Source organism: Mesorhizobium sp. M1142 (assembly GCF_040318565.1).
Classification (GTDB): domain Bacteria; phylum Pseudomonadota; class Alphaproteobacteria; order Rhizobiales; family Rhizobiaceae; genus Mesorhizobium.
This window is the reverse complement of sequence record NZ_JAMYMK010000001.1, coordinates 98,451-122,853: the sequence shown is the minus strand read 5'-3', so window position 1 is coordinate 122,853 and position 24,403 is coordinate 98,451. Positions and strand designations below refer to the sequence as shown.

The following is a 24,403-nucleotide window of genomic DNA, read 5'->3' as shown; positions in this document are numbered from 1 at the left end:
CTATCGCTGCAACCCGCCGATTTGACCTACTGCAAAAGTCTCACGCGCGTGTTGACTTATACGCGGGACGTCGGAGGCTTCGCCTCGTCGCTTACGATTGACCCAATCAGCATCGTCATGGGAAACGCGGCTCATTCACTGAACGCCGGCCCGTAAATCATTCCCTCCCGCGCCAAGCAGAAACCTTCATCTTTGCTGAGTTGCTACGGTCAGCATACTCCGCATGAAAGTGCCTGCAGTCCCGACAGCACCAGCTTTAGCAAGATGCGATCTGGTGTATGCATGGTAGAGATCACGACGCCGCGCGCACGTCTTGACGAAGTTTCTGCCCCGCTCGGTTTTGGAACGTTTGGAGCCCAGGATGGTTCGCCGATATTATGACCTACCCTCCCTGACAGCTCTCGCCGTCTTCGAAGCATCCGCCAGGCACTTGTCGTTCAAATTGGCGGCGGGAGAGCTGAATGTAACTCCCGGGGCGGTAAGCAGGCAGGTCAAGGCGGTCGAGGACGAACTTGGCGTTCAGCTGTTTGTAAGGCTGGGCTCGGGGGTGATGCTGACGAGTGCCGGCGAGGACCTCTATGGCGTCCTTGCGAGTGGCTTTTCGCGCGCAGCCGAAATTGTCCGTAACGTCAAGCGCGGCGATCGCTCCAAGAACGTCACGCTCGCCTGTTCTGACGCCTTTGCTACGATGTGGCTGATACCGCGTATGCCCGATTTCTGGACACGTTACGGCGAGATTGCAGTCGATCATCTGATCTCTGACAATCCGCGAGACTACCGGAGGGCCGAGGTAGAGTTGCGCATCCGATATGGGTTCGGCTCCTGGCCTGACGAGAACGCCGAGCTTCTTTTCGGCGAAACCATCTATCCGGTCTGCGGGGTGGAGTTTGCCAAAGCACATCGAGACGCGACGGCAGCATCCCTGCCGGATCTTCCCTTGCTGCATGTCGACTGGGTTGATCCGAACTGGGCGGGCTGGGACGAAGTCTTGCGACGTGCGGCCGTGCCCCACGGCCCGACCCGCGGCCGCCGATTCGGAAAATTCTTTGTAGCCATGCAGGCGGCTCAAGCCGACCAGGGCCTTGCCGTAGGCTGGCATCGCCTCGTGAAGTCACAGATAGACGAAGGCAAACTGGTCAGGCTGACCGAACTCGAACTCCCGGCTCCAGGAAGCTACTATCTCACCTGGAACGATAAGCGCACGCTTTCACCAGCTGCCGAAATCCTGCGAAGCTGGATCCGAGAAATCGCAATGCAGGAACGAGACAGCTAGAGTTCGTCCGTCCGGAGCGCTCCTCGTGTAGATTTTTACGGCGATCCTATTGCCAACTTCCATCGACAGGGTCCATCCGCGTTGAAGGCTGCGGGTCAGCGGTTACACTCCCTGTGATTGAGCCTCAAGGTGCCGACTTCCTACGAAGTCCGCGAGCAAGAGAGCAGCCCTCAAGAGCTTTTGGCGAGCCAACTGGCAAAGAGTCGGGCTTTCGAACCTGCCTTGGGATGGATTTTCAGATAAAATGCCCTGGGCGATGGAATATTGTCGGGCACAAGTGCGACCAGCCGTCCCTGATCCATCAGACTTTTGACCAATCCATCCCATCCCAAGACCGCCCCAATGTCATCCTGAGCGGCCTGGAGGGCAATCATGTAGTTGTTGACTGAAAACCTGCGGCCCTTTGGGATGGTGTGTCCAAGCGCTTGAAACCAGTCCGGCCAGTTCTCCCAGTCGGTATCCTCGTTATTCGTATGAATCAAAGGCGCCTTGAGCAGATCCTCAATCCGGCCAATGCCATGCTCAGCGGCGAATTTTGGCGTTCCCAGCGCGACGATGCGATCGTGAAAGAGTTTGTGGCACTCTTCGCGATTCTCCTGCGCATCACCGTATTGAATACTTAGATCGCAACGGATGGCGGCTCCGGGCACGTCGCTGACGATCTGCGAGACAGTGATGGTGGGATGGCTTTTCCAGAAGGTAGAAATCTTCGGTGTAAGCCAAAGCGAACTGACTGCCGTCGTTGTCCGGATGGTCACGTCAGCGGTTTCGGGGCGATCACGCATGTGAGTAACGGCGTCGGAAATCGTCTCTAGCCCGCGCTGCACCGCAACGAACAAGAACGCCCCTTTCTCAGTCAATTCGACACCACGGCTCCTGCGCAGGAACAGGCTGCATCCCAAGTCACCCTCAAGCGCCTTGATTTGGTGGCTGATGGCCGCGGGTGTCACGTTCAATTCCTGAGCGGCATTCTTGAAACTTGCATTTCGGGCAGCAGCCTCGAAGCAGATGAGAGCGGTCACCGAGGAGAGATCGTACGGTCTTGGCATCACAGCCCCTTCGGAACCGCTTGTTGGCCCATGGGAGCTCGCGGCGTGCAAGACATTAGCTGAACTAACTCGTGCTGAAAATTACTGCTGTTGCGCAAAAGGCGTTCAAGCCAGAAAATTTCATTTCAAATAAGCCTGCTATCCATGGAATTTCCGCATGAACGCCGCCTCGCCGACCATCCAAGAGCTGCTAGCACGTCGCGTCTCGGGCTATGCGCTCGAACAGCCGTTCTACACATCGCCGACGATTTACCAGCTCGACCTCGAGCACATCTTCTACCAGGAATGGCTCTACGCAGCCCCGGCGTGCCAGCTTGCCAAAGCTGGTAGCTATGTAACGATGCGCGTGGGTGCCTACGAGGTGATCGTCGTTCGAGGCCGCGATGGCGAAATCCGCGCCTTTCATAATTCCTGCCGGCATCGCGGGTCGCTGATCTGCAAGGCGCGCGAAGGCCAGGTGGCCAAGCTCGTTTGTCCCTATCACCAGTGGACCTATGAGCTCGATGGCAAGCTGATCTGGGCGAATGACATGGGCCCGGATTTCAATGCCTCAAAACATGGTTTGAAGCCCGTCAATCTTCGCAATCTCGATGGCCTGATCCACGTCTGCCTGTCCACCACTCCACCTGATTTCGATGCTTTCGCCCAGATGGCTCAGCCATATCTCGAAGTCCACGACCTTACGGATTCCAAAGTCGCGTACACGTCGACCATCATCGAAAAGGCAATTGGAAGCTGGTGTGGGAGAACAACCGCGAATGCTATCATTGCAGCAGTAATCATCCGGCGCTGTGCCGCTCATTCCCGCTCGATCCCGAAGTCGCTGGCGTCCAAGCTGATGGGAAGGTATCGGCGAAGCTACAGGCGCATTTCGACCGCTGCGCTGGCGCCGGTGCGCCGGCGCAGTTCCAACTCGCCGGAGAGGGACAATACCGCCTGGCGCGTATGCCGCTTCAGGAAAAGGCCGTGAGCTATACGATGGACGGCAAGGCGGCCGTCGCCAAGAACCTTGGCCGGGTTGCGCCGCCCGACGCCGGCTCGCTCCTCATGTTCCATTATCCCTCTACATGGAACCACTTCCTGCCGGACCACTCCCTCACCTTCCGGGTGTTGCCGATCAGCGCCACTGAAACCGAAGTCACCACCACCTGGCTTGTGCACAAGGACGCGGTCGAAGGTGTGGACTACGACCTCAAGCGCCTGACCGAGGTCTGGATCGCGACCAATGACGAAGACCGCGAAATCGTTGAAAACAATCAGCTTGGGATACTCTCGCCGGCCTATACTCCTGGCCCCTATTCGCCCGGGCAGGAAAGCGGCGTGACGCAATTTGTCGATTGGTATGCAGCCTGGCTTGAGCGCGCCCTTGCGCCGCTTCAAGTTGCAGCGGAATGACCCGATGAGCGCATTCAGAAAACTCTCGTTCTGGACCGATGCAGAAGAGTTGGAATGCGTAACCCGTACTCCGGAAGCGCCGAATGTCGTGACCTTCAGCTTTCAGAGTCCGTCCGGCGCGCTGTTCAATCATGAACCGGGACAGTTCGTTACACTGGAACTGCCCGTTCCAGGGGGGCCGGTCTATCGCACATATACGATCTCGTCTTCGCCGTCGCGTCCGACTGCCCTGACCGTCACGGTCAAGGCGCAGGAAGGGTCCATCGGCACCAGATGGATGCTCGACAATTTGCGCAAAGGCGCGCTCATCAAGGCTATAGGGCCGACTGGGAAATTCTCGATCGTCCATCATCCGGTCGAGAAATACCTTTTCATCTCGGCCGGTTCCGGCATCACACCGATGGTGGCGATGACCACTTGGCTCTACGATTCCGGGCGCGAGCCGGACATCGTTTTCATTAACTGCGCGCGCCGCCCGTCCGACATCATTCTGCGCGACAGGATGGAACTCATGGCGTCGCGCATCGTCGGCATCGATCTCAAATGGGTCGTCGAAGAGGCAGATCCCTTCCGGTCCTGGACCGGCTACCGCGGGATGTTCAACCAGATCATGCTGGGCCTGATGGCGCAGGACTATCTGGACCGCGAGGTGTTCTGCTGCGGACCCGAGCCCTTCATGCGGGCCGTGCGCGAGGCCCTTGCGGGTCTCGGCTACGACATGAGCCGCTATCATCAGGAAAGCTTCCAGGCAGAGCCTCCAGATGCGGAGAATGTCCCCGAGGATGTGGTTCCGAATGAACAAAGCGTGGCCGAAATCCAGTTTGCCCTGTCCGGCATAGTCGCGAAGTGTACAGAGACGCATACGATCCTGTCCGCTGCGAAGGCCGCGGGGCTGGTGATTCCATCGGGCTGCTCCATGGGGATTTGCGGAACCTGCAAGATCCGAAAGATTGAAGGTCAGGTTCATATGGTGCATAACGGCGGCATCACCGAAGAGGATATTGCCGAAGGGTATATTCTTGCGTGCTGCTCCAACCCGATCGGACGCGTGAAAGTCGACGCATAGCAGATAGCCGAGATCGGTCGATGGAATTGGGGATCGAGGCCAGAGTTTTCTACTTTGATTTCGATGCCCTCTTGTGATCTCGTCATATAGGCTCAGCAGGCCCAAAGCGGTCGAGTACAAGCGGAATATCTATCCTAGTAGTCGCGGAACTCCACCTCCGACTTCGCTTGAAGCCGGACCGTTGAGGCGATGAAGCTATTGATGATCTGCATGCCTCATCGGAACGGCAATCTTCTTGGCTGCCCCTCGGTCAATACCGGGTTTCGGCCAGCTCAGTGATGCGTTTGATCCACCAGCAGCGCCCAGAAAGCGAACAGCGGCGTATCCAGGGATCTCATTGCATGTTTGATGCCTGGCGGATTGTAGAATGATCCACCGATGCCCGGCGAAAACCACTCCTTGTCAGCCTGCCTGAACTCGGAATCCGAAAGCACGAGGTAGGTTTCTTCCGGCGGATGATTGTGGTCGGGATACCGGACGTGAGGAGCCATCAAAGTGACGCCGAGCCATAGATCGTTTCTGTCCTCGATGCCGCCCGGACCAAGGATCATCGCGTTGGCGTGACCGTCAGCGAAATTGCGGCTGGCAGACGGGGCGGGATTTGATTTCGGCCGCCATTCGAGCAGCGGCTCGATCGCCTTGAAGCGTTCGACCAAGTTGCGGAGCGTGGACGGGATCGTCTCTTCCGCCAACGCCGAGCCAAGATGAGAACAGACCGGCTTGCGGCTCCCGGCCTTGGTCCTTTCCAGTCCGGGAACTTCAGATTGGGCGAAGAGCTGGATGATCGATCTGCGCGATCGCAGGTCGTGTGAGAACTGGTCGAAGGCCACGAACGCGGTGTCTACAAAATATTGCAGGGCGTCACTTCTGTTCATCTCGCAGCCCTTGTTGTGCGCGTTCGTTGCCGGGTCAAATATCTTTCGCCAGTCGCAGTGCGTCGTAGATCGCGGCGTGGGTGTTGCGAGCTGAAACGGCATCGCCGATACGAAACAATTGGAATTGGCCTTGCGGGTTCCGCACCACCGACTGCGCTTGTCCGGCAATGAGCTCATCATGCGAAATCTCGCCGTGATTGGTCGATTTCGGTTTCAGCTCGAAATAGATGTCATCGAGCGGAATGGTGCCGTGGTTGACGACAACCTGGTCCACGACGCGCTGCCGGGATATGCCGCCGTAGTCGCTGCCGACATTTGCAATGAGCTGGTTGCCATTCTTTTCAACGGACTCGAGCCGATAGGTAACTGTGAAGGTCACATCGAGCTTTTGCAGGACCCGCATGTAGGGCACGAGGTTCATAGCCATCACCTCGGGGGAGAAGGACCGGTCCGGCGTCATGATCTCGACCTTCGCTCCCCCACCCGCGATGAATTCCGCGGCCTGGAGGGCGGCATGGTCGCCGGCGTCGTCGAAGATGAGGACATTGCTTCCCGGCTTTACGTCTCCGGAGATGATGTCCCATGAAGACACAACCAACTCGTTGCCCTTGGAAAGGACATCGGTGTGCGCCACCCCGCCCGTCGCGATGATGACGACATCAGGATTTTCCGCCTCGATGGTTTCGGCTTCTGCCCAGGCATTGAACTTGATGGTCACCCCGTATTTTTCGCACTGGGCCATGCGCCAGTCGATGATGCTCATCATCTCCTTGCGGCGTGGGCTCAGCGCTGTCAGGCGGATCTGTCCTCCCGGCCCGCTGGCGGCCTCGAAGACCACGACCTCGTGTCCCCGCTCGCCCGCCACGCGGGCCGCCTCTAGGCCGGCCGGACCTGCGCCGACCACGACAATTTTCTTGCGGGTTTCGGCCTTGGGGACGATGTGCGGCATGGTCAGTTCGCGGCCGGTTGCGGCGTTGTGAATGCAGTATGCCGCTCCGCCCTGATAGATACGGTCAAGGCAATAGTTGGCGCCCACGCAGGGCCTGATTTCGTCTTCACGCTTCTCGATGATCTTGCGCACGATGTGTGGGTCGGTCATGTGAGCGCGCGTCATGCCGATCATGTCGACCTTACCCGATGCAATCGCGTGGCGCGCCGTCGCTACATCCGGTATTTTCGCTGCATGGAAGGTTGGGAAGTTGGTAGCGGCACGAATCTCGCCGGCAAAATCAAGATGCGGCGCATTCGCCATTCCCTGGATCGGGATGACGTCCGTCAGGCCCGCATCGGTGTCGATATGGCCGCGGATCACGTTGAGGTAATCGACAAGTCCGCTTTCCTTGAGGCGCTTGGAGATTTCAATGCCCTCCGACTTGCCGGTGCCGCCGGGGAGACATTCATCCGCCGTATAGCGCACGCCCAGAATGAAGTCCTCGCCGACCCTTGAGCGGATCGCCTTCAAGACGTCCATGCAGAAGCGCATGCGGTTCTCAAGGGAACCGCCATAAGGGCCGTCAAGGTCGTTCATGAGAGGCGACGTGAACTGTTCGAGCAGGTGACCGTAGGCCTCGAGCTCGACGCCATCCATCCCGCCCGCCTTCATCCGCTCCGCGGCGTCCGCGAAGTCCTTGATGATGCGCTCGATATCCCAGTCTTCAATCTTCTTGGGAAATGCGCGGTGGGAGGCTTCACGATGATGGGACGGCGCCACGACGGGAAGCCAGTCGCCCTTGTCCCAGCGTGTACGCCGTCCAAGATGGGTTAGCTGGATCATGATGGCGGCGCCCTCTTCGTGCACCGCATCTGTCATTTGCCGGATCCACGGCACGATCTCGTCCTTGTAGGCGAGCAGGTTGTTGAAGACCGGGGGACTGTCCTTCGAGACGGCCGCGGACCCGGCTGTCATCGTCATCGCCACACCGCCCTTTGCCCGTTCCACCGTATAGGCAAGATAGCGTTCCTTCGGCATCCCATCCTCCGGATAGGCCGGCTCGTGGGAGGTCACGATGATGCGATTGCGCAGGGTCAAATGCTTGAGTTTGTAGGGTTGCAGAAGAGGATCGCTCGACATCTGACCGGCTCCGGGCTGGGAGGACAAGCGCGAACGCTAACCGGAAATGTACACACATGTCAAGTTTAGCTTCGGTAAGGTCGACAGAGTTGACATAGGTGTACATTTTGCTGGTTTTCAGTTTGACCTTTTGTTAGGCTGGTCGCTCATGGAGCAGATTTCGAACGATAGCGGATGGCGTGGATCGCCGGAGGGATGGCTTGAGGCCGCCTACGACCTGCTTCTGGAATCTGGCGTAGACACGGTGAGAATTTCGCCACTGGCCAAGAAGTTGGGCCTGTCACGCACCAGCTTCTATTGGTTCTTTAGGGATAGAGAAGAACTGTTGGCTGCCCTCGTAGCGCGTTGGCGCGACAAGAACACCGGCAGCCTCGTCAAGCAGGCCGAGGCGTATGCCGAGACGGTGGCCGAAGCGATGCTGAACGTTTTCGACTGCTGGCTCGACAAGTCCTTGTTCGATGCCCAGTTCGAATTCGCAGTCAGAAGCTGGGCGATTCAATCCCCTGACATTCTGGCGGAGGTCCAGAAAGCCGACCAGACGCGTCTCGACGCGATGAGCCAGATGTTCGTCCGCTTCGGTTACAAGGAAAGCTTGGCCGACGTTCGAGCGCGCACTGTCTACCTCGTGCAGATCGGCTACATCTCAATGCAGACCCGGGAAGATCTCACGGCCCGCATGAAGCGCATTCCCGGCTACGTGGAGATTTTTACAGGCGAGGCCCCGCAGCAGCGCGAGCTGGATCGGTTCTTCGCCAGACATGACTATTTGGCGGACTGAGGAAGAGTTGCGACAATGAGCAAACCCATGAGCATCGGGATAATTGGTGGAGGGGGCTGGCTTGGACGCGCCTTCGCCGAGGCCATTGTCGATGCGCAAATAGTTGCCGCAGAGCACCTCGCGCTCTCTTACAGAAGCGGGCAACCCGGCTTTCTGCCAAACGCTATCTGGACCAGGGACAATCAGGAACTGGTGGATCGATCTGATGTCATCATCGTCTCGGTCCGACCCCAGGATTGGCCTGCCATCGAGATTTCTGCGCCCGGCAAACTCGTGATGTCGGTCATGGCCGGGATTCCTCTCGACCAATTGGCTCGACGTCTCAAGACCGACCGCGTCGTCCGCACGCTTCCTAATGCAGCCGCAGAGATGCGCAATTCCTACGCGCCCTGGATAGGCTCCCAAGGCGTCACCGTAGATGATCGCAATGTTATTCGCCGGATCCTGGAAGCCTGTGGCGCTGCCGACGAAGTCAAAACCGAAGCAGATATCGACTACATGACCGGCCTTACCGGATCCGGCCCGGCGTTTCCGGCGCTTTTGGCGGCGGCGATGATGGACGATGCCGTCGGTCGAGGAATAAGCCCGGACATTGCCCGAAGGAGCGTCAGCGCGGTGCTGATTGGAGCGGGAAAACTCATCGAGGCTCGCGCAGACAACCCCAAAGACATCGTCCAGACCTTCCTCGACTACCGCGGCACCACCGCAGCGGCAATCGAGGCCATGCGCGCAGCCGGGTTTGAAGCGGCCGTGGCAGACGGGCTTGCCGCAGCGTTTCAGAAATCCGTGACGATGGGACAGGCCACCTGACATGTGGCGCGAAACGGCCGTTTAGCTGCTAGCCATTGGCGGGCGGCTTTTTACGCAATGGCGGACATTGACTTCGACTAGGCGGAGGGACTGGTTTCGGGAACTCGCGAAGGGCGAAAGAACGACCGAAATGAGGCGCAAAGCGCCATTGTCAGAGTGGCTGATCAGCCGGCAACGCGGCTGCTGCAGGCGGGAGAAAATCTCGACCTGCCGTAGCCTACAAAATTCGGCGCTGGTGTCAAAATAAATACGTGGAATCAAACGGATAGAGAGCTACGGCGTGCAAAGAGAAACGCCGAGGAAAGCCCAAAAAAACTCCTCCGAAGGCAGAGGTCACAGGTTCGAATCCTGTCGGGTGCGCCATTTCTCAAGGGTACGACCCGGAGACATGGGTAATGGTTTATACCGGAGACATGGTGGACTGCACCCCTTGGATGAGCCACCAATTACGAACAGTTCCCCAGATTTTTGGATTGCGTACAACCTCCTAGCGCAACGGTTAAGTAGGCGACCGCGGGAAGTCCGCGGAGGGTCAAGCTTGTGCAAAAACGCCGGGCATAGCTCCAATAAGATCCGTGGATCATGTACTGTGATGAGACGTCGGGACCGAGGATCAGCGGATATGGACGAGGAGGGCTTGGCCGAGATCTCAGCCCGATATATTCGCTTCGCCGATACGGAAGCTCGCGGTCGCTCGCCGCTCTACGAGGAGTTGGCTCGGGCAGTCGCTGGGGATCGGGAGGCGCTCGGTTTCCTGTCGACCCTTCCGGACCTAAAGCGGCAACCGAACCTTCTACTTGCCGCGGTGCGTCACCTGTTCGGTACGCCGACAGGGTGGACCGAGTTTCGCCAGGCGCTTCAGGCTAATCCAGACGCTATCCGCTCGCTTATGCTCGAGCGCTCAACGCAAACCAATGAGCCGGGAAGATGCGCCACCCTGCTCCCCGTCCTGGCGCGGTTGTCGCAGCCGCTGGCGCTCATCGAGGTCGGGACATCCGCAGGGCTCTGCCTCATGCCGGACCTCTACGGCTATGACTATGGACGCACGGTGATCCGCGGACCCGCGATGGCCTTGGAGCAGCCTGTCTTCCGATGCTTCGCCAGCGAAACAACGCCATTGCCGACGGCCTTGCCGCAAGTCGTCTGGCGGGCGGGATTGGACCTGAGCCCGATAGATGCTTCGGACGACTCGCAAGTCGCATGGCTTGAGACACTGGTCTGGCCGGAACAGACAGCACGGCTCGCCAATCTACGGGCGGCCCTGAAGATCGCTGCCACAGTCAAGCCTCGGGTGGTGAAGGGCGACCTGCGCGGGAGCGACCTCGTGCAACTCTGCAACGAAGCGCCGAACGACGCTACACTCGTCATCTTTCACACAGCCGTCCTCGACTATGTCTCCGACCCTGGTGACAGAGAAGCTTTCGCCGAGCAGGCGATGCGTCTCTCGCCTTATTGGGTATCGAACGAATTCCCTCGCGTCTTCCCGTCCATCGCCACACGCGCCGAAACAAGCTGGCCGCCCGGCCGCTTCTTCTTATCTGCGAATGGCTCCCCTGTAGCTTGGACTGACCCGCATGGCGCCTCGCTCGAATGGATCGCGAACGAGGCGTAGGATATTGGTGGCGGATTACCGTCCTTGGCTAGAGGCGCCATCAGTTCCCAGCTTCATCTATGCTCGTTTCGACTGCTGCGTCTCGAATTCATTGGAAGCGACCTCTCCGACTTGTCTTGTCACCGCCTCTACCGGTCGGCCGAGAACGAGAATGGCGAGCCGAGGCCCGCGCAGACCGTCTCCGCAATCGGGAACCACAGCTATCGGCCAGCCGTTTACACTGCAAACCCACCTGGCGATCCTCAGAGGCCGGGCCGAGTTCTCCGAGATCCGCAAATTGGAGATTGATCATGACAAGCGCTGCCGACCGCGATCCGCGCCACCACACGCAGAAGATGCAGAAGAAATTGGAGGAGGTGAAACAGCACCTTCGCGAGGACATTGAGAAGGTCGATGAGCCGCAGCTGAAGGCGATGTTCGAGACGTCCGCCGAGGTGATCGGCGGTCTCCAGAAAGCGTTCCAGGACTATGAACAAAAGAATGAACCCGCTTGGCGTTGAACGAGTTGTTCGTGGATAGACCCCGAAGGGAGCGCCCCCGTGCCCGCACCGCCCGAAATGGATGTCGTCCTCGAAAAGCTGCCGTTGAGGATCGGCGCCTACATACCCGACGATTTGCTGGAGGACTGGTTTGCGCCGGGAACCGGCATGAACCCGGTCAGCAAGGAGGCGCTTGCCGCCGCCAAGAATTACGGTTGGCGCTTCGAATGCGACTTCAAGCACTACCCCGACCGCAAGGAGGGCGTGTTCTGGAAGTGGGTGCCGGCGATCTGATCCACGCTAGACGATTCATCGTTTTACGGAAACGCAGAACCGGTCTATCTTTTTTGACGCAATTCCGGACGGAAAACCGTTTCACACTTTTCCTGGAATTGCTCTAGCCTCAGCCTATCGGCGTCGTCACCTTGCCGGTTCCGCCGCATTCGGGGCAGGTTCGGCCGTCGATCATGCCTGACCCTGCACAGCGGCGGCAAATGTTCTCGCCAGCGCCGGGGACGCCTGCCGGAACCTCGTCCATGTTGGATTGAGCGGCTTGCCGGGGCTTGCCCTGCAGCTTGTTTCTCAACCGGGCGACCAAGCCTTCGTCGACCTCGAGCGGCTTGCTGCTGTCGTCCGGCAGGCCTTCGCCGGATTGGCCGATGGTTTCATTGCGCGGCCGGTCATTCATGCCTGTCGTGATCTTCTGAGCCATTGCGTTGCCGTTACGCCTTGCAATTTTTCGAACGCCTCAGCTCCGCAGAGGTTCCGGTTGCGGCCAGCCGCCTTCAGCCGGGTTTTGCCCGTGCCGGCCGGCGGCCGCGGCTGGCGAGGATGGTGGGAAGCGTGACCGGACGAAAATCCCAGCTGTCGACACCAACGTCATACTGGCGCGTGACCGGGGTGAGCCGGCCGTGCGAATGGCCATGCAGGTCGATCGACCTCCTGCCGATCTGGTTCCAGGTGCGAAAAGGATAGTGGCAAAGGATCAGCAGGCTGCCATCGAGCGTCAGCTCCTTGTAGTGTTGCGTGCTCGCCCAACCCGTCGCGTCAATGGTGGCCGCAGCATCGTTGTTGCCGATGATCAAGTGCTTGCTGCCATGAAGAGACGACAGCAGTGACGACACGAAGGACGCCGAGCCCCTGGCAAAATCGCCGAGGTGCCAGACCTCGTCGTCCGGGCCGACAGTCTCGTTCCAGAACGCAATGAGTGCCCGATCATGCTCCGCCAGCGAGCCGAACGGGCGGCGGTCGATGCGCAAAATGCGCGGGTCGCTGAAATGCGTGTCGGCGGTGAAGTAGATCATGCGCGCTCGCTGGGGCCCGTTGTCGAACTGCCGCGCATGTAGGCGCGTGGCGCACCAAGTCCATGTTGCTCTCCCGATGCTTGCTCAACCCGCTCGATCGCCGGTTGTTCCTGTAAACAGGCCCAGGCGGCTTCCGCTTGTTGGAACTTTAAGAAGGGGGGAACTTTAAAAAGGGGAACTTTGAACATGGGAACTTTGAAATGAGACGCAGGTTAGAATGCTTGAGGCCGATGCTCTGAAAGGACCTCGACGATGACCGACGCAGCACCTGTTGGGCGAAGCCCGGCTCAAGCGCGGGGCGATATCGACGCCGGGCGCGAAGGCGATAAGACACCGGGAATCGATCCGGCCGCGGCTCCCATGGAAACGGACGCGGAATCGGCCGGCAGCGTTCCGGCAAAGGATCGGTCTGCGCCTCATGAAAAGCCGGAGTTCACCAACCAGGCGAGCTATGCCAATGCGATGCGTCCGCTGAAGGATGAGCCAGACGTCCGGCCGCGCCGATATGGGCCGGTGCTGGTGATTGCCGCCATCGTCGTGCTCGCCGCGGCGGTTTTCATCGGCGCAGCCATGCTGCGCTGAATATCGCAGATCCGAGAGCAGTGGCTGGACATTTTGCTTCCGGTCCGAGAACTTGCTGACGCGCCAGGTTGAGGCGCGATCAGTCCGGTGCACGTTGACCACGAACCAGGAATTCTTTGCCCGAGACGCCACCACCGTGGCGCGCGACATGATTGGGGCGACGCTGCTTTTGCACGGCGTTGGCGGCATCATCGTCGAGACCGAGGCCTATCGCCCCGATGACCCGGCTTCGCATGCTTTCGGTGGCAGGACGGTGCGCAATGGCGCAATGTTCGGCACCCCAGGCAGCGCCTATGTCTATCGCTCCTATGGCCTGCACTGGTGCCTCAATGCCGTGTGCCTGCCCGGCAGTGCCGTGCTCATCCGCGCAATCGAACCGCAATCCGGGCTGGAGGTTATGCGGGCCAATCGCGGCGTTGACGACCCCCGGCTGCTTTGCTCGGGACCCGGTCGTCTTTGCCAGGCGCTGGCAATCGACACATTCCATGACGGGCTGCCACTGGACGTGCCGCCATTCGAATTCAGGCAGCCGGGCGACGCCAGCGCCATTCTTACAGGCCGCCGGATCGGCATTTCCAAGGCTATCGATGCCGAGTGGCGGTTCGGCCTGCGCGGCTCGGATTATCTGAGCCGCAAATTCTGACGCCTGCGGCAGCGGCAGAGCAGCTGCCTGGCATCACTCGTCGGGTTTGCCGAGATGCATGGGTGTCGCCTGCTGGCGGGCTTCCCTGGTCACCTCGTCGGCTCCGGCAGGTGAAATCCCCCGCAACGCCTTCGCGGCTTCGACCAGGCGGCCGCGATCATTGCCGAAGCTCTTGATCAGCTGACGGACCTGGTCGGCGGTGATGCCGTTCTGCTGGGCAAAATACTCGACTTCACGGTCGTCTTCCGCCGAAACGCGATCGCGGTCGCGGAAATCTCGCTTGCTCTTATCGTCGGCCATTTTTTCCTCCTGGTGGAGCTTCGCATCAACGGCAACGTGGGCAAGCGGCTTTCGTTGCCGCGACCAGGCGGACTTTTGCGCCGCCGAGCCGACTGACCAGGAACCATGAGGCGAGCAGCCGGTTTGGCTTGGATGCAGCAGCCACCAATTCATACCGATGGAGATTACGATGACGCTCGCAAGCAAAACCACTGTAGTTGCCGCGGTGCTGGCCATGTTGGCCGCGCCGGCATTCGGCCAGACGAGCCCGCCCGCGCCCGCAGCTCCGGCGCCCGGAATGAGCGGGCAGAGCCAGGATGCCATGCGCGATATGATGCGCCAGATGATGACCGAGATGCTGGAGGAGAGAATGCAAGAGGATCGCGCGCCCCGGGCGGAACGGCGCGGTCGCGACCGCTGGCATCGCGACTACAGGATGGGCCCGCCTGACCGAGGCTGGGAGACGGGTGGCGGCGGTGGCATGGGACGGGGGATGCATGGCGCGAGGATGCGAATGATGTTCGCCATAGTCGATGCCGATGGCGACGGCGCGCTTTCTCAGGCAGAAGTCCAGGATTTCGTCGGGCGGATATTCAACGCCGTCGATGAGGACGGTGACGGCAGCGTCGACATGCAGGAAATCCGGTCCTTCTTTCACGGAGGCGGCACCGAGGATCAGGAGTAAGTCTCCCACCGGTCGGCAAGAGGCCTAGCCGAGCAGCGCCACCTACGTCGGCCGGGAAGATGAAAAGTCGCTGGCAACGGGATACCAGGCTGCCAGCCGGGGAGATCCGTTCCTTGGCTGGCATTCGAACGCCGGCGGACCAATCAGACCAGCAGGGATTCGTTGGCCATGACAGAGAAAATTACGGAGAAAACTCCGACCATCGCCCGTATCTGGCGCGGCAGAACCGTGCCTGAAAAGGCGGATGCCTACGAGAGTTACAATTACGAAGCCGGCATCAAGCCGCTGATCGAGAAGGCACTGGGCGTGCAGACCTTTCGCGAGGACACGCCGAGCCATTCGGAATTCGTGACGATCTCCTATTGGGAAAACGTCGAGGCGATGGCGGCGTTCACCGGCGGCGATCCGACGAGGATCCACCATCTGGAGCGTGACGATGAGTTCCTGATCGAGCTGCCGTCGAGGGTGCAGGTGCTGCGCATCCGCTCCAGTCACGGCCGCCTGGCATAGGGCGCCGCCGCTGCCCAGATCTATGGAATCGCCGTCAAGTCGATTTCGGTAATGTGCCAGCGGCCGAGATTTGCGGTGTAGAGCTTGTCGCCCTTGAAGGCGATGTTGGTGGGATGGGCGAGCGTGGTTGCCGCCGGATCCTCGATCAGCACCTCGAGCCCGCTATCCTGTCGCCAGCGATAGATGCGGCTCGGCTCGTAGCACGAGATGAACAGCGAACCGTCCGGGGCCAAGGCGACGCCATCAGGGACGTTGTTCACGCCGTCCACGACGAGCTGGCGAGGTCTTGCCGTGCCGTCGGCACGGATCGGCACATAGCTGACGCAGGCCGCATGGCTTTCCACGACGTAAAGCCCATTGCCATCCGGCGCCATCGCCATGCCGTTGGCGAAGGCCATGGTCTCGCGGCACCACAGGCCGCCTTCGCCGGTCTGCAGATCATAGCGGAAGATGCCGGAGCGGTTGTCTTCGCCGAGGCTGTCGGAAACGTAGAGCCAGCCGCGCGCCTCGTCGACGATCGGATAGTTCGGCACGCGGATGCCCGCCGAGGCGAAGCGCGTCATATCAGCCGTCGCGGCATCCCAGCGAAAGGTCGCCGAATGTCTCAAATCGCATGCAAAACAGTTTCCCGCGCTATCGAAGGCGATGCCGAGCAGAAAGCCTTCCGTGCCGCCCATGCGTTCGACCGAGCCGCCATCGGCGGCCAAGCGCAGCAGGTCGCCGGTTTCGGTGCCGCACCAGATCGAGCCGTCGCGATGGATCGCCACGCCTTCCGGATGCGCGACGCGCGGGCTGGTGAAGATGCCATCGAAGAAGACCCTCGCGGCCGACATTTCGAGCAACGGCTTTGCCATGCGCACCCCCTTCAATCCGGTGCAGTATGCGACCGCTGTGCGGCGATGCAGCGCTCGACCATCCGCCGGTCGGTGGCGAGGATCTCGGCGATCAGGGCGCTGCGCTCCCTCGCGCTGACGAATTCGAGGCGCCGCAGACCGAGCGGGTCGATGCGGTTTCGCAGGATGTCGAGCGTCTCGTTCGAGGGTAGCGCAAGTTCGCGGCAATCGGCATCGAATGTCAGGGCAAAGCCGGTGGCATCCTGGAGCTGCTGGCGCGTCACGCCCGGCCTGGTTTCGATGACGGCCAATTGCCGGCTCTCCCCGTCGAGCCGAAACACGCAAAGGTCGGTGAACACCAATGCCGCGCCGGTCCGATAGCCCATCGGCTCGCGTTCGGCCTCAGTCAACAGGCCGCGCGCCGAGCTGGCAATCTCGACCGTCTCGACCAGCGACTGCACGGAATGGCGGGGGACGTAGAGCAGATAATCGCGATGCATGTTGGCGACGTCGGCCATGCCGCCTTGCCCGGGCAGCCGGATAAGGCTGCCGTCACGCTTGCGCAGCGCAATGGTGTTGACGCGCCCACGGCGGTCGACCTGCGCGGCACCGACGATCTCATGCGTCACCGCGCCGGCCTGATAGTAGGTCGAATAGGTGTCGTCGCCGCCGGCATGCGCCACCGCCGTCTCGCAATCGAGGCTTTCGATCAGCGACAGGATCATCGGGCTCGGTGCTATGTCGAGATGACCGCAACTCATGGTAGCGATGATCATGTCCGGCGCGTGCGTCGCTTTGGCCAGCCGGTAGGCGACATTGGCGAGCGGCGACACCGCGCCGGCACTGGCAAAGCTCTCATTGTCGAGCTCAGCGGCGATGCGGGCGGCGATGATCTCGTCGATGGACGCCTCCTTGTTGCCGTGCACGAGCCTGGGCATTGCGAGGACTGTTTCAGCGCCGACTTTTGCAGCATCTTGAACCCGCTCCGGCACGCCTTCCGAAGGCATGCCCAGGCTGTCCGACAAAGGTATTTCCTTGGCCGCGAACGCCCCCGCCAACGCTTGATAATCCGTCACATAGAATGGCAGGCAGGAGGCGGGATAGGCGCCGCCTGCTGCCAGCGCGATCGCCGACACCCGGTTGCGGGTCAAAATGCTCTGCCGACCATCATGCCGCAGCGCTCCGACCGGGACGATCTCCTCGACCGTCACCAGCACCTGGCGCGCCGCGCCGGCCATGGCGAAATCCAGCGCCCGTGGTCCGATGATCTGGACATTGCCGCTCTCGTCGGCACGCTGGGCATGGACGACGAACGTATCGAGCCGCAAGGCCGGGATGATCCCGGTCGTAATTCCCGCGATCGGATCGGGCGCGGCGATCGCACCCGGCACGCGCGCCAGCATGTCCGAACCCTCCGGAAGCTGAAACGGCATCGACGGCAGGTTCTGCTGCCCCGCCCGCAGCGCCTGGATCATAGCCAGCGCCGTCCAGTCGCGGACCGGCACGGCATTGGTCTCGGCGGCCGCGCGGAAGCGCGGCGGCAAGCCAAAAATATCGAGGCTGGAAAAGCAGATATCGACCGCCGCCACGGCATTCGCTTCGAGAAGCAGTTCGAGCGGCAGGCCGCCGGCCCAGCAGACATAGCGAAGATCCTTGACGCCCAAGCGGGCGATGGCCCGCAGCAGGGCGATCGGCAGCCGGGCAAAATGATGGCCACCGACACCGAAGACGTCGCCGCCGCCGACCATCGCGGCCAGGCCCTCGACATCGGTGAAGCGCGGCCGGTTTTGCTTGACCAGGGACGTCATTGCCCAGCCTTCGCCCGCGCGGCGCTTTTTTCGGCGAACGCCTTCACCCGCTGCTGGCCGGTCTCGCTACGATAAAGCCCGCCCAGTACGTCGCGCTCCATGGCAAGGCCTTCCGCCAAGTCGCCCGACACGGCGTGCGCCGTCAGCGCCTTCAATGCCTCGATCGCGGCAGCCGGTTCGGCGGCTATCATGCCGGCGAGTTCCAGCGCCCGTGGCATCAGCTTTTCGGCGTCGACGACCTCGTTGACCAGCCCGGCGGCGACGAGCTCGGAAGCCGGCACGATGGCGCCGGTCATCAGCAAAAGGTTGGAGCGGTTGCGGCCGAGCTTCTGGACGCTGCGCTGCGTGCCGCCGCCGCCCGGGACCAGCCCGAGCTTGATCTCGGGCAGGCCGAGCTTCGCGAACTGGTTGGCGATGACGATGTCGCAGCACAGCACCAGCTCCATGCCGCCGCCGAGCGCAAAGCCGTTGACCGCGGCGATGACCGGCTTGCGGTTGTTCTCGACTGCCGCATACATGCGCGTGCCGGCGGCCTGGAAGGCGTCGAACTCGATAGCTGTCTGGGCAGCGTATTCCTTGATGTCGGCGCCGGCCATGAAGCCGCGCCCCTCGCCGGTCACTACGATCGCGCCGACGCCGTCATCCTGCGACAGCGCCTCGAAAACCTCGGTGATCTCGCTTTGCATCAGCCGGTTCATGGCGTTGAGCTGATCGGCGCGCCGGAAGGTGACGACTGCGACGCGCCCGGATATTTCCAAGCTGAGTGTCTGGTAAACGCTCATCGTCAGGCAGCATCCACGGTCATATCGCCGGACGCCTCAAGCGCTGCAATCTCGCCGCTGGAGAGGCCGAACTCGGCCAGTATCTCGCGGCCATGCTGGCCGACCAGCGGCGCCGGCCGCTCTATGGTAGCCGGCGTCTCGCTCATCTTGACAGCCGGCGCGACCACCCTGACCTTGCCGCCGCGCGGATGATCGTAGCTGGTGATCATGCCCAGGTGCTTAACCTGCGGGTCCTCGGCTGCGCGCCTTATGTCCTTCACCTCGGCGCACCAGATGTCGGCTGCGAGCAGCCGCGCCAGCAGGTCCTGCGTGGCAAACTTCCTGGTTTCGGCGTTGACCTTGTCGAACACCTCGTCGCGCCTGTCGAACAGGGTCTTCAGATCGTCGTAGACGGCAAGCTGCGGCGCCTCCAGCACTTCGTACAGCGTCTTGAACGGGCTCATGGCGATCGACACATAGCCGCCGTCCTTCGCTTCATAGACACCGAACGGCGCCTGCATGCCGGGGTGGCCGATGCCGGAATTCGGGCGCACGAAATCCTCACCGAGATTGAGCACGGCGACATATTCCTGATTGAGATGCGCCAGCATGCCGGCGAGCAGATTGACCTCGATCTTCTGGCCCTTGCCGGTCTTCTCGCGATAGTAGAGCGCCGACAGGATGCCGTAGACCATGTTCATGGCGCCGATCTGGTCGGCCAGGCCGGCACCGGCCGGAACAGGAGCCTGATCGCCGCGGCCGGTGTTGGAGATCAGCCCGGACAATCCCTGGATCAGCATGTCCTGGCCGGGGCGCTCAACGTAGGGGCCCTCCTCGCCATAGCCGGAACCCGAGCAATAGATGATGGCGGGATTGACCGCCCTGAAATCCTCGTAGCCATAGCCGAGCCTGGCGAGCACGCCGGGGCGGAAATTCTGCACCACCACATCGGCCTTCTCAGCCATGTCCATGATGATGGCATGCACCTTGCGGCTTTTCAGGTTGAGCGCGATGGAGCGCTTGTTGCGGTTCCAAGCGAGGAAATTCGGGCTTTCGGAGCCGCCGACCCATTTGGCGAAGAAGGTCATGCCGCGGAACATGTCGCCGGCGCCTGAACGCTCGATCTTGATGACGTCGGCGCCCATGTCGCCGAGCAGCTGCGTGGCGAACGGCCCCTGCAGCAGATGGCTGAAATCGAGGATGCGGACGCCTTCGAGGGCCTTGTTCATTTTTGTCTCATTGGTTGTCAAAGCAGGTCGGGTACGTAGCGGGGTGCCGCGGTGAGGCCGCCGTCGACGCGCAGGTCGGTACCGGTGGTGAAGCCGGCGGCGTCGGAGGCGAGATAGACGGCGGCTTCTGCCACTTCGGACGGTTTGCCGATGCGACCGAGCGGATGCATTTTCACCCAGGCCTTGGCGAGATTGCCGCCGATCTCCTTGATCAGTTTGTCGTTCATCGGCGTGTTGATGGTTCCGGGCGAGATCGAGTTGACGCGGATGTTGAGCGGGCCGAACTCGACCGCCATCTGACGCGTCATCGCCATCACCGCACCTTTGGCGCCGGCATAGGCGGTCCAGCCGTCGAGCCCGATATGACCTTGCGCCGAGGCCATGTTGATGATCGAGCCCGATTTCTGCGCGATCATATGCGGCAGCGCATATTTGCAGCCGCGGAACACGCTGGTCAGGTTGACTGCGATCAGCCGGTGCCACTGCTCGTCGGTCATCTCATGGACCGGCATGCCGCCGATGGCGATGGCGGCATTGTTGACCAGAATGTCGAGATGGCCGGTTTTGCCGACGGCGCCGTCTACCAGGGCGGCGATGTCGGCCTCCTCCGCCACGTCGCAATGGATGTAGTCAGCGCGGTGGCCGGCGGCGCGCAGCTCGGCTGCGAATTTTTCGCCCTTCTCATCATCGATGTCGCCGAGGAAGACGTGCGCGCCCTCACGCGCCATTGCCTCGCTGATCGCATGGCCGATGCCGTCGGCGGCGCCGGTGACGATTGCGGTTTTCCCTTTGAGACGATCCATGTCAGACTCCAATGGCGCGCCGGCGCTTCGCTTCGTCGAAAGCGACGGCGGCAATGATGATCATGCCGGTGATGACCAATTGCCATTCGGTCGGCAGGCCGAGCCCGCGCAGCCCGTTGGACAGGAACTGCAGGATCAACACGCCGAGCGCCATGCCGGTCAGGCTGCCGATGCCGCCGGCAAGGCTCACCCCGCCGAGCACGGTGGCGGCGACGACCTGGAACTCGAAATTCAGCCCAGCCGTATGCTGCGCCGAGCCGACGCGGGCGGCCAGGATAATGCCGGCTACCGTTGCCAGCAGCGCGCTGATGATGAAGCAGATGAACTTGACGCGGCGCACGTCGTAGCCTGCCAGCCGCGCTACTTCCGGATTGCCGCCGACGGCATAGATCTGCCGCCCGAACGGCCGGTGCTGCATCACGTAGGCGAAGACGGCGAGCAGAACGAGGGCAATGACAGCCGAATAGGGAACGACGTTGAACAGGCGACCGTCCGACAGCGCGATGAAGCTGTCGAGCGCTGCATCGTCGGGGATGGCGCGCTGGCCGGTGTAGAGGTAGACACCGCCGCGCATGATGAACATCGTGCCCAGGGTCACGATCAGCGAGTTGATGCCGGCATAGGCCGTCAGATAACCATTCACGACGCCGATGATCAGCCCGAACAGCAGCGCACCGCTGATGCCGAGCACAAGCGAGTTGGTGTCGTTCATGATGATGATCAGCGGCAGCGCGATGGTCGCCAGCAGCGACCCGATCGAGATGTCGACCTCGCCGGAGATGAAGACGATGGCGCAGCCTATGCCGGCTGTCAGTGCTAGCGAAGCCTGACCGAGCACATTGGTGATGTTGCGCACAGAGAAGAAATTCTCGGCGGTGAAGGAAAAGAACGCGATCACCAGGATGAGGCAGAGGAGCAATGCCACTTCCTGCCGTGCGACGAGCCGCGCCAGCATGGACGGCCCAGCTTTCATCGTGTCGGTGCCTGCCAGGCTCATCACTTGGTCCCGTTCCGAGGCGTCATCGTCTTAGCCGATCGCCGCATTGAGGATGTTCTCCTGCGTGGCCTCGTCGCGGGACATGATAGCGGTGAGGCGGCCTTCGCACATCACCGCGATGCGGTCGGCAAGCCCCAGCAGCTCGGGCATTTCGGACGTCATCATGACGACCGCCAGGCCTTCGCCGGCGAGCCGGTCGATGAGCGCAAAAATCTCCGACTTGGCGCCGACGTCGATGCCGCGGGTCGGTTCGTCGACGACGATCACCTTGAGACCGCGCATCAGCCAGCGCGAGATCAGCACTTTCTGCTGATTGCCGCCCGACAGGTTCTTGACCTGCTGGAACAAGCTGGGCGTCCTGATGCGGAAACGGTCGACATAGTCCTGCACCGCTTTGCGTTCGCTTGCCTTATCGACGAAGCCCATCCTGGCGAAGGCACCGAGCGAGGCGAGGCTGGCGTTCTGGTAGACCGGCAGCTCGCCCATCAGCCCTTCGCTCTTGCGGTCTTCGGTGAGCAGGCCGATGCCGAGCCGGACGCCGGTGTGCGTGTCGTGCGGCAGCAGCGGGCTGCCATCGACCGAAATAGTGCCGGAGGTGATCGGATCGAAGCCGACAATCGCCTTGGCGAGCTCGGTCCGACCCGCCCCCATCAAGCCGAAGAAGCCGAGGACTTCGCCGGCATGCGCTTCGAACGACACGTCCTTCAGCTTCTTCGCCGTGCTAAGTCCTTGCACGGAAAGGGCGACCTTGCTGCCTGGTGCACCGCGCTTGCGCGGGAACAGGTTTTCGATGCGCCGGCCGATCATGTCCTGGATCAGCGTATCGTTGGTGTGCTCGCCGATCGGCCTGGTCGAGACGTGGCGGCCGTCGCGCAATACGGTCACGGTGTCGGCGATCTCGAAGACCTCGTCGAGCTTGTGGCTGACATAGAGCACGGCGATGCCGAGCGCGGCGAGCCGGCGAATGACGGTGAACAGCAGCGAGACCTCGTTCGGCGTCAGCGAGGAGGTCGGCTCGTCCATCACCACGACGCGTGCTTCATGGGCGAGTGCGCGGGCGATCTCGACCATCTGCTGCTGGCTGACCGGCAGCGATCCCGTGCGCGCCGCCGGGTCGACGTTGAAGCCGATACGCTTGAACAGGGCGGCCGCATCGGCACGGATCTTCTTCCAGTCGATCGACCCGCCTTTGCCGGTCGGATAGCCTTCGAGGAAGATGTTCTCGGCGACGCTGAATTCGGCGATCAGCGCGATCTCCTGGAACACCACCTTGATGCCCTCTTTCAGGCTGTCGCGCGGCGACTTGATGTCGGCCTCGCGGCCGCGCAGGCGAATGGTGCCGGCATCCTTGCCGTAGACCCCGGCCATGATCTTGATCAGCGTCGACTTGCCGGCGCCGTTCTCGCCCATCAATGCATGGATCTTGCCGGGTTCCAGGGTCAGATCGACGTTATCCAGCGCCACCACGCCGGGAAAGCGCTTGCCGATGCCGCGCATCTCCAGCGCCGGCACGCTTTTATCGACAGCCACGGTTTCGGCGGGGTGAAGGAAATCAACCGACATTGGCTCTGTTCCGCACGATGTCGAGATAGGTCGCCAGGATGATGACGATTCCGGGCACCACCATCTGCAGATCCTGGTTCCAGCCGAGGATGATGATGCCGTTGTCGATGACCTTCAGCACCAGCACGCCCAGCAACGTGCCAAGCAGCGAGCCGCGGCCGCCAAGCAGGCTGGTGCCGCCGAGGATGACGGCGGCAATCACCGTCAGCTCGAAGCCGCGGCCGGCGGTCGGCTGGCCGGCATTCATCAGCGACGACAGGATCATGCCGGCAATGCCGACGCAGAGGCCGGTGACGACGAAGGCGAAGAGTTTTAAGCGTTGCGAGCGCACGCCGGAGAGACGAACCGCGCGCTCGTTGGCGCCGACAGCGTAGAGATAACGGCCGAGCGTGGTGAAGCGCAGCGTTGCCGCGGCCAGCGCGAAAATCACCGCGGCAACGACCACGGGCAGCGGGATCGCGCCGATATAGCCGGCGCCGAGATCGGTGAAGCCGGCAAGTCGGTGGTGGTTCTGCACCGCCTCGCGGGTGAACAGATAGACGCCGCCCTGCAGCATCATCATGGTGCCGATGGTGGCGATCAGCGAGTTCACCTTGAGCATGGTGACGACCAGCCCGTTGAACAGGCCGACCGCGCCTGAAAAGGCGAGTGCCGCCAGCAGGCCGAGCGTCAGGCTGTGTGTTGAATTGAGCACGGCCATGCCGATACAGCCGACAAAAGCCAGCGATGCACCGACCGACAGGTCGACTTCCGCGGTGATGATCAGCATCGTCATGCCGGAGGCAACGATCAGCACCAGCGCGCATTGGCGCAGGATGGCGATGATGTTGGCCTCGGAATAGAATTGCGGCGCCGCAATCGACATGGCGATGCAGAGCACGGCCAGGATCACGCCGAGCACCAGCTGGCTGCTGCCCAGCAGCTGGCCGCCGATGAAACGCCTTGGCGCAGAGGATTGCGTAAGCTCGCTCATGTCCATTTCATTTCCGGGCCCGTAT

25 protein-coding genes and 1 pseudogene are annotated in these 24,403 nt (G+C 61.4%); 12 read left to right on the top strand and 14 right to left on the bottom strand.

Going from position 1 to position 24,403, the window contains the following annotated elements; all coding sequences use genetic code 11:
• Nucleotides 1-361 precede the first annotated feature (361 nt).
• A complete protein-coding gene (locus NKH42_RS00610) occupies nt 362-1,273 on the top strand; it encodes a LysR substrate-binding domain-containing protein (protein ID WP_352571877.1) in 912 nt (303 codons plus the stop codon).
• A 170-nt stretch (nt 1,274-1,443) separates the two neighbouring features.
• On the opposite strand, the gene NKH42_RS00605 is transcribed toward NKH42_RS00610, so the two are convergent.
• Complete coding sequence (locus NKH42_RS00605; RefSeq protein ID WP_352565101.1) at nt 1,444-2,322, bottom strand: LysR family transcriptional regulator; 879 nt, start codon at nt 2,320-2,322, stop codon at nt 1,444-1,446.
• A gap of 157 nt (nt 2,323-2,479) precedes the next feature.
• Between NKH42_RS00605 and NKH42_RS00600 the strand changes: the two are divergent.
• Nucleotides 2,480-3,717 (top strand): annotated as a pseudogene (locus NKH42_RS00600) (aromatic ring-hydroxylating oxygenase subunit alpha).
• 4 nt (nt 3,718-3,721) lie between these two features.
• Nucleotides 3,722-4,783 carry an FAD-binding oxidoreductase gene (locus NKH42_RS00595; RefSeq protein WP_352571816.1) on the top strand — a complete coding sequence of 354 codons (1,062 nt, stop codon included), beginning with the start codon at nt 3,722-3,724 and terminating at the stop codon, nt 4,781-4,783.
• A gap of 272 nt (nt 4,784-5,055) precedes the next feature.
• Here the strand turns inward: NKH42_RS00595 and NKH42_RS00590 are convergent, their stop codons facing one another.
• Nucleotides 5,056-5,658, bottom strand: coding sequence for a dimethylsulfoniopropionate lyase (locus tag NKH42_RS00590; protein WP_352565174.1), 603 nt, complete (start codon nt 5,656-5,658; stop codon nt 5,056-5,058).
• A 34-nt stretch (nt 5,659-5,692) separates the two neighbouring features.
• Nucleotides 5,693-7,729 carry an oxidoreductase gene (locus NKH42_RS00585; RefSeq protein WP_352565095.1) on the bottom strand — a complete coding sequence of 679 codons (2,037 nt, stop codon included), beginning with the start codon at nt 7,727-7,729 and terminating at the stop codon, nt 5,693-5,695.
• Between the two features lie 148 nt (nt 7,730-7,877).
• Between NKH42_RS00585 and NKH42_RS00580 the strand changes: the two genes are divergently transcribed.
• From NKH42_RS00580 to NKH42_RS00560, 5 genes are all read left to right on the top strand, one after another.
• Nucleotides 7,878-8,507, top strand: a complete 630-nt coding sequence (locus NKH42_RS00580; protein ID WP_352565094.1) for a TetR/AcrR family transcriptional regulator — start codon at nt 7,878-7,880, stop codon at nt 8,505-8,507.
• Between the two features lie 15 nt (nt 8,508-8,522).
• Nucleotides 8,523-9,317 carry a pyrroline-5-carboxylate reductase family protein gene (locus NKH42_RS00575; protein WP_352973704.1) on the top strand — a complete coding sequence of 265 codons (795 nt, stop codon included), beginning with the start codon at nt 8,523-8,525 and terminating at the stop codon, nt 9,315-9,317.
• A 622-nt stretch (nt 9,318-9,939) separates the two neighbouring features.
• Nucleotides 9,940-10,929 carry a DUF2332 domain-containing protein gene (locus tag NKH42_RS00570; RefSeq protein WP_352973703.1) on the top strand — a complete coding sequence of 330 codons (990 nt, stop codon included), beginning with the start codon at nt 9,940-9,942 and terminating at the stop codon, nt 10,927-10,929.
• 290 nt (nt 10,930-11,219) lie between these two features.
• The gene (locus NKH42_RS00565) at nt 11,220-11,429 is read left to right on the top strand and encodes a hypothetical protein (RefSeq protein WP_352474763.1); all 210 of its coding nucleotides are present in this window, start codon (nt 11,220-11,222) and stop codon (nt 11,427-11,429) included.
• A 39-nt stretch (nt 11,430-11,468) separates the two neighbouring features.
• Nucleotides 11,469-11,702 (top strand): hypothetical protein, encoded by a 234-nt coding sequence (locus NKH42_RS00560; RefSeq protein ID WP_254815811.1) that lies wholly within the window; start codon nt 11,469-11,471, stop codon nt 11,700-11,702.
• Nucleotides 11,703-11,811: 109 nt separating this feature from the next.
• Here the strand turns inward: NKH42_RS00560 and NKH42_RS00555 are convergent, their stop codons facing one another.
• On the bottom strand, nt 11,812-12,120 hold the full coding sequence (locus NKH42_RS00555; protein ID WP_352686679.1) for a hypothetical protein: 309 nt from the start codon (nt 12,118-12,120) through the stop codon (nt 11,812-11,814).
• 73 nt (nt 12,121-12,193) lie between these two features.
• Nucleotides 12,194-12,712: a metallophosphoesterase gene (locus tag NKH42_RS00550; protein WP_352686312.1), complete on the bottom strand. Its 519-nt coding sequence runs from the start codon at nt 12,710-12,712 to the stop codon at nt 12,194-12,196.
• 252 nt (nt 12,713-12,964) lie between these two features.
• On the opposite strand from NKH42_RS00550, the gene NKH42_RS00545 reads away from it, so the two are divergent.
• Complete coding sequence (locus NKH42_RS00545; protein ID WP_352686309.1) at nt 12,965-13,294, top strand: hypothetical protein; 330 nt, start codon at nt 12,965-12,967, stop codon at nt 13,292-13,294.
• Between the two features lie 94 nt (nt 13,295-13,388).
• Nucleotides 13,389-13,937, top strand: a complete 549-nt coding sequence (locus tag NKH42_RS00540; RefSeq protein ID WP_352686306.1) for a DNA-3-methyladenine glycosylase — start codon at nt 13,389-13,391, stop codon at nt 13,935-13,937.
• A 33-nt stretch (nt 13,938-13,970) separates the two neighbouring features.
• Here NKH42_RS00540 and NKH42_RS00535 read toward each other — a convergent pair whose 3' ends face one another.
• Nucleotides 13,971-14,237, bottom strand: a complete 267-nt coding sequence (locus NKH42_RS00535; RefSeq protein ID WP_352476970.1) for a DUF3606 domain-containing protein — start codon at nt 14,235-14,237, stop codon at nt 13,971-13,973.
• 169 nt (nt 14,238-14,406) lie between these two features.
• Between NKH42_RS00535 and NKH42_RS00530 the strand changes: the two genes are divergently transcribed.
• Both NKH42_RS00530 and NKH42_RS00525 read left to right on the top strand, forming a co-directional pair.
• Nucleotides 14,407-14,901, top strand: coding sequence for an EF-hand domain-containing protein (locus NKH42_RS00530; RefSeq protein ID WP_352686303.1), 495 nt, complete (start codon nt 14,407-14,409; stop codon nt 14,899-14,901).
• A 168-nt stretch (nt 14,902-15,069) separates the two neighbouring features.
• Nucleotides 15,070-15,411 carry an antibiotic biosynthesis monooxygenase family protein gene (locus NKH42_RS00525; RefSeq protein ID WP_352686301.1) on the top strand — a complete coding sequence of 114 codons (342 nt, stop codon included), beginning with the start codon at nt 15,070-15,072 and terminating at the stop codon, nt 15,409-15,411.
• A gap of 20 nt (nt 15,412-15,431) precedes the next feature.
• Here the strand turns inward: NKH42_RS00525 and NKH42_RS00520 are convergent, their stop codons facing one another.
• From NKH42_RS00520 to NKH42_RS00485, 8 genes are read right to left on the bottom strand one after another with little or no spacing between them, the layout of a single operon-like run.
• Nucleotides 15,432-16,265 carry an SMP-30/gluconolactonase/LRE family protein gene (locus tag NKH42_RS00520; RefSeq protein WP_352686298.1) on the bottom strand — a complete coding sequence of 278 codons (834 nt, stop codon included), beginning with the start codon at nt 16,263-16,265 and terminating at the stop codon, nt 15,432-15,434.
• An 11-nt stretch (nt 16,266-16,276) separates the two neighbouring features.
• Entirely contained in the window at nt 16,277-18,052 is a 1,776-nt protein-coding gene (locus NKH42_RS00515; RefSeq protein WP_352686295.1) for a CoA-transferase, read from the bottom strand.
• Nucleotides 18,049-18,834, bottom strand: a complete 786-nt coding sequence (locus NKH42_RS00510; RefSeq protein WP_352686292.1) for an enoyl-CoA hydratase/isomerase family protein — start codon at nt 18,832-18,834, stop codon at nt 18,049-18,051. Before NKH42_RS00510 ends, NKH42_RS00515 begins: the two co-directional genes overlap by 4 nt.
• Nucleotides 18,835-18,836: 2 nt before the next feature.
• On the bottom strand, nt 18,837-20,042 hold the full coding sequence (locus tag NKH42_RS00505) for a CaiB/BaiF CoA transferase family protein (protein WP_352507020.1): 1,206 nt from the start codon (nt 20,040-20,042) through the stop codon (nt 18,837-18,839).
• Nucleotides 20,043-20,059: 17 nt separating this feature from the next.
• On the bottom strand, nt 20,060-20,845 hold the full coding sequence (locus NKH42_RS00500; RefSeq protein WP_352507021.1) for an SDR family NAD(P)-dependent oxidoreductase: 786 nt from the start codon (nt 20,843-20,845) through the stop codon (nt 20,060-20,062).
• A 1-nt stretch (nt 20,846) separates the two neighbouring features.
• Nucleotides 20,847-21,842: an ABC transporter permease gene (locus tag NKH42_RS00495; RefSeq protein WP_352686289.1), complete on the bottom strand. Its 996-nt coding sequence runs from the start codon at nt 21,840-21,842 to the stop codon at nt 20,847-20,849.
• A gap of 30 nt (nt 21,843-21,872) precedes the next feature.
• Entirely contained in the window at nt 21,873-23,405 is a 1,533-nt protein-coding gene (locus NKH42_RS00490; RefSeq protein ID WP_352507023.1) for a sugar ABC transporter ATP-binding protein, read from the bottom strand.
• The gene (locus tag NKH42_RS00485) at nt 23,395-24,378 is read right to left on the bottom strand and encodes an ABC transporter permease (protein WP_352507024.1); all 984 of its coding nucleotides are present in this window, start codon (nt 24,376-24,378) and stop codon (nt 23,395-23,397) included. Before NKH42_RS00485 ends, NKH42_RS00490 begins: the two co-directional genes overlap by 11 nt.
• Nucleotides 24,379-24,403: the final 25 nt, after the last annotated feature.

Bases quoted from the DNA above. Each gene is read 5' to 3' on its own strand.
- NKH42_RS00610 (WP_352571877.1), top strand. From the start codon at position 362: ATGGTTCGCCGATATTATGACCTACCCTCCCTGACAGCTCTCGCCGTC.
- NKH42_RS00605 (WP_352565101.1), bottom strand. From the start codon at position 2,322: ATGCCAAGACCGTACGATCTCTCCTCGGTGACCGCTCTCATCTGCTTC.
- NKH42_RS00595 (WP_352571816.1), top strand. From the start codon at position 3,722: ATGAGCGCATTCAGAAAACTCTCGTTCTGGACCGATGCAGAAGAGTTG.
- NKH42_RS00590 (WP_352565174.1), bottom strand. From the start codon at position 5,658: ATGAACAGAAGTGACGCCCTGCAATATTTTGTAGACACCGCGTTCGTG.
- NKH42_RS00585 (WP_352565095.1), bottom strand. From the start codon at position 7,729: ATGTCGAGCGATCCTCTTCTGCAACCCTACAAACTCAAGCATTTGACC.
- NKH42_RS00580 (WP_352565094.1), top strand. From the start codon at position 7,878: ATGGAGCAGATTTCGAACGATAGCGGATGGCGTGGATCGCCGGAGGGA.
- NKH42_RS00575 (WP_352973704.1), top strand. From the start codon at position 8,523: ATGAGCAAACCCATGAGCATCGGGATAATTGGTGGAGGGGGCTGGCTT.
- NKH42_RS00570 (WP_352973703.1), top strand. From the start codon at position 9,940: ATGGACGAGGAGGGCTTGGCCGAGATCTCAGCCCGATATATTCGCTTC.
- NKH42_RS00565 (WP_352474763.1), top strand. From the start codon at position 11,220: ATGACAAGCGCTGCCGACCGCGATCCGCGCCACCACACGCAGAAGATG.
- NKH42_RS00555 (WP_352686679.1), bottom strand. From the start codon at position 12,120: ATGGCTCAGAAGATCACGACAGGCATGAATGACCGGCCGCGCAATGAA.
- NKH42_RS00550 (WP_352686312.1), bottom strand. From the start codon at position 12,712: ATGATCTACTTCACCGCCGACACGCATTTCAGCGACCCGCGCATTTTG.
- NKH42_RS00545 (WP_352686309.1), top strand. From the start codon at position 12,965: ATGACCGACGCAGCACCTGTTGGGCGAAGCCCGGCTCAAGCGCGGGGC.
- NKH42_RS00535 (WP_352476970.1), bottom strand. From the start codon at position 14,237: ATGGCCGACGATAAGAGCAAGCGAGATTTCCGCGACCGCGATCGCGTT.
- NKH42_RS00530 (WP_352686303.1), top strand. From the start codon at position 14,407: ATGACGCTCGCAAGCAAAACCACTGTAGTTGCCGCGGTGCTGGCCATG.
- NKH42_RS00525 (WP_352686301.1), top strand. From the start codon at position 15,070: ATGACAGAGAAAATTACGGAGAAAACTCCGACCATCGCCCGTATCTGG.
- NKH42_RS00520 (WP_352686298.1), bottom strand. From the start codon at position 16,265: ATGGCAAAGCCGTTGCTCGAAATGTCGGCCGCGAGGGTCTTCTTCGAT.
- NKH42_RS00515 (WP_352686295.1), bottom strand. From the start codon at position 18,052: ATGACGTCCCTGGTCAAGCAAAACCGGCCGCGCTTCACCGATGTCGAG.
- NKH42_RS00510 (WP_352686292.1), bottom strand. From the start codon at position 18,834: ATGAGCGTTTACCAGACACTCAGCTTGGAAATATCCGGGCGCGTCGCA.
- NKH42_RS00505 (WP_352507020.1), bottom strand. From the start codon at position 20,042: ATGAACAAGGCCCTCGAAGGCGTCCGCATCCTCGATTTCAGCCATCTG.
- NKH42_RS00500 (WP_352507021.1), bottom strand. From the start codon at position 20,845: ATGGATCGTCTCAAAGGGAAAACCGCAATCGTCACCGGCGCCGCCGAC.
- NKH42_RS00495 (WP_352686289.1), bottom strand. From the start codon at position 21,842: ATGAGCCTGGCAGGCACCGACACGATGAAAGCTGGGCCGTCCATGCTG.
- NKH42_RS00490 (WP_352507023.1), bottom strand. From the start codon at position 23,405: ATGTCGGTTGATTTCCTTCACCCCGCCGAAACCGTGGCTGTCGATAAA.
- NKH42_RS00485 (WP_352507024.1), bottom strand. From the start codon at position 24,378: ATGAGCGAGCTTACGCAATCCTCTGCGCCAAGGCGTTTCATCGGCGGC.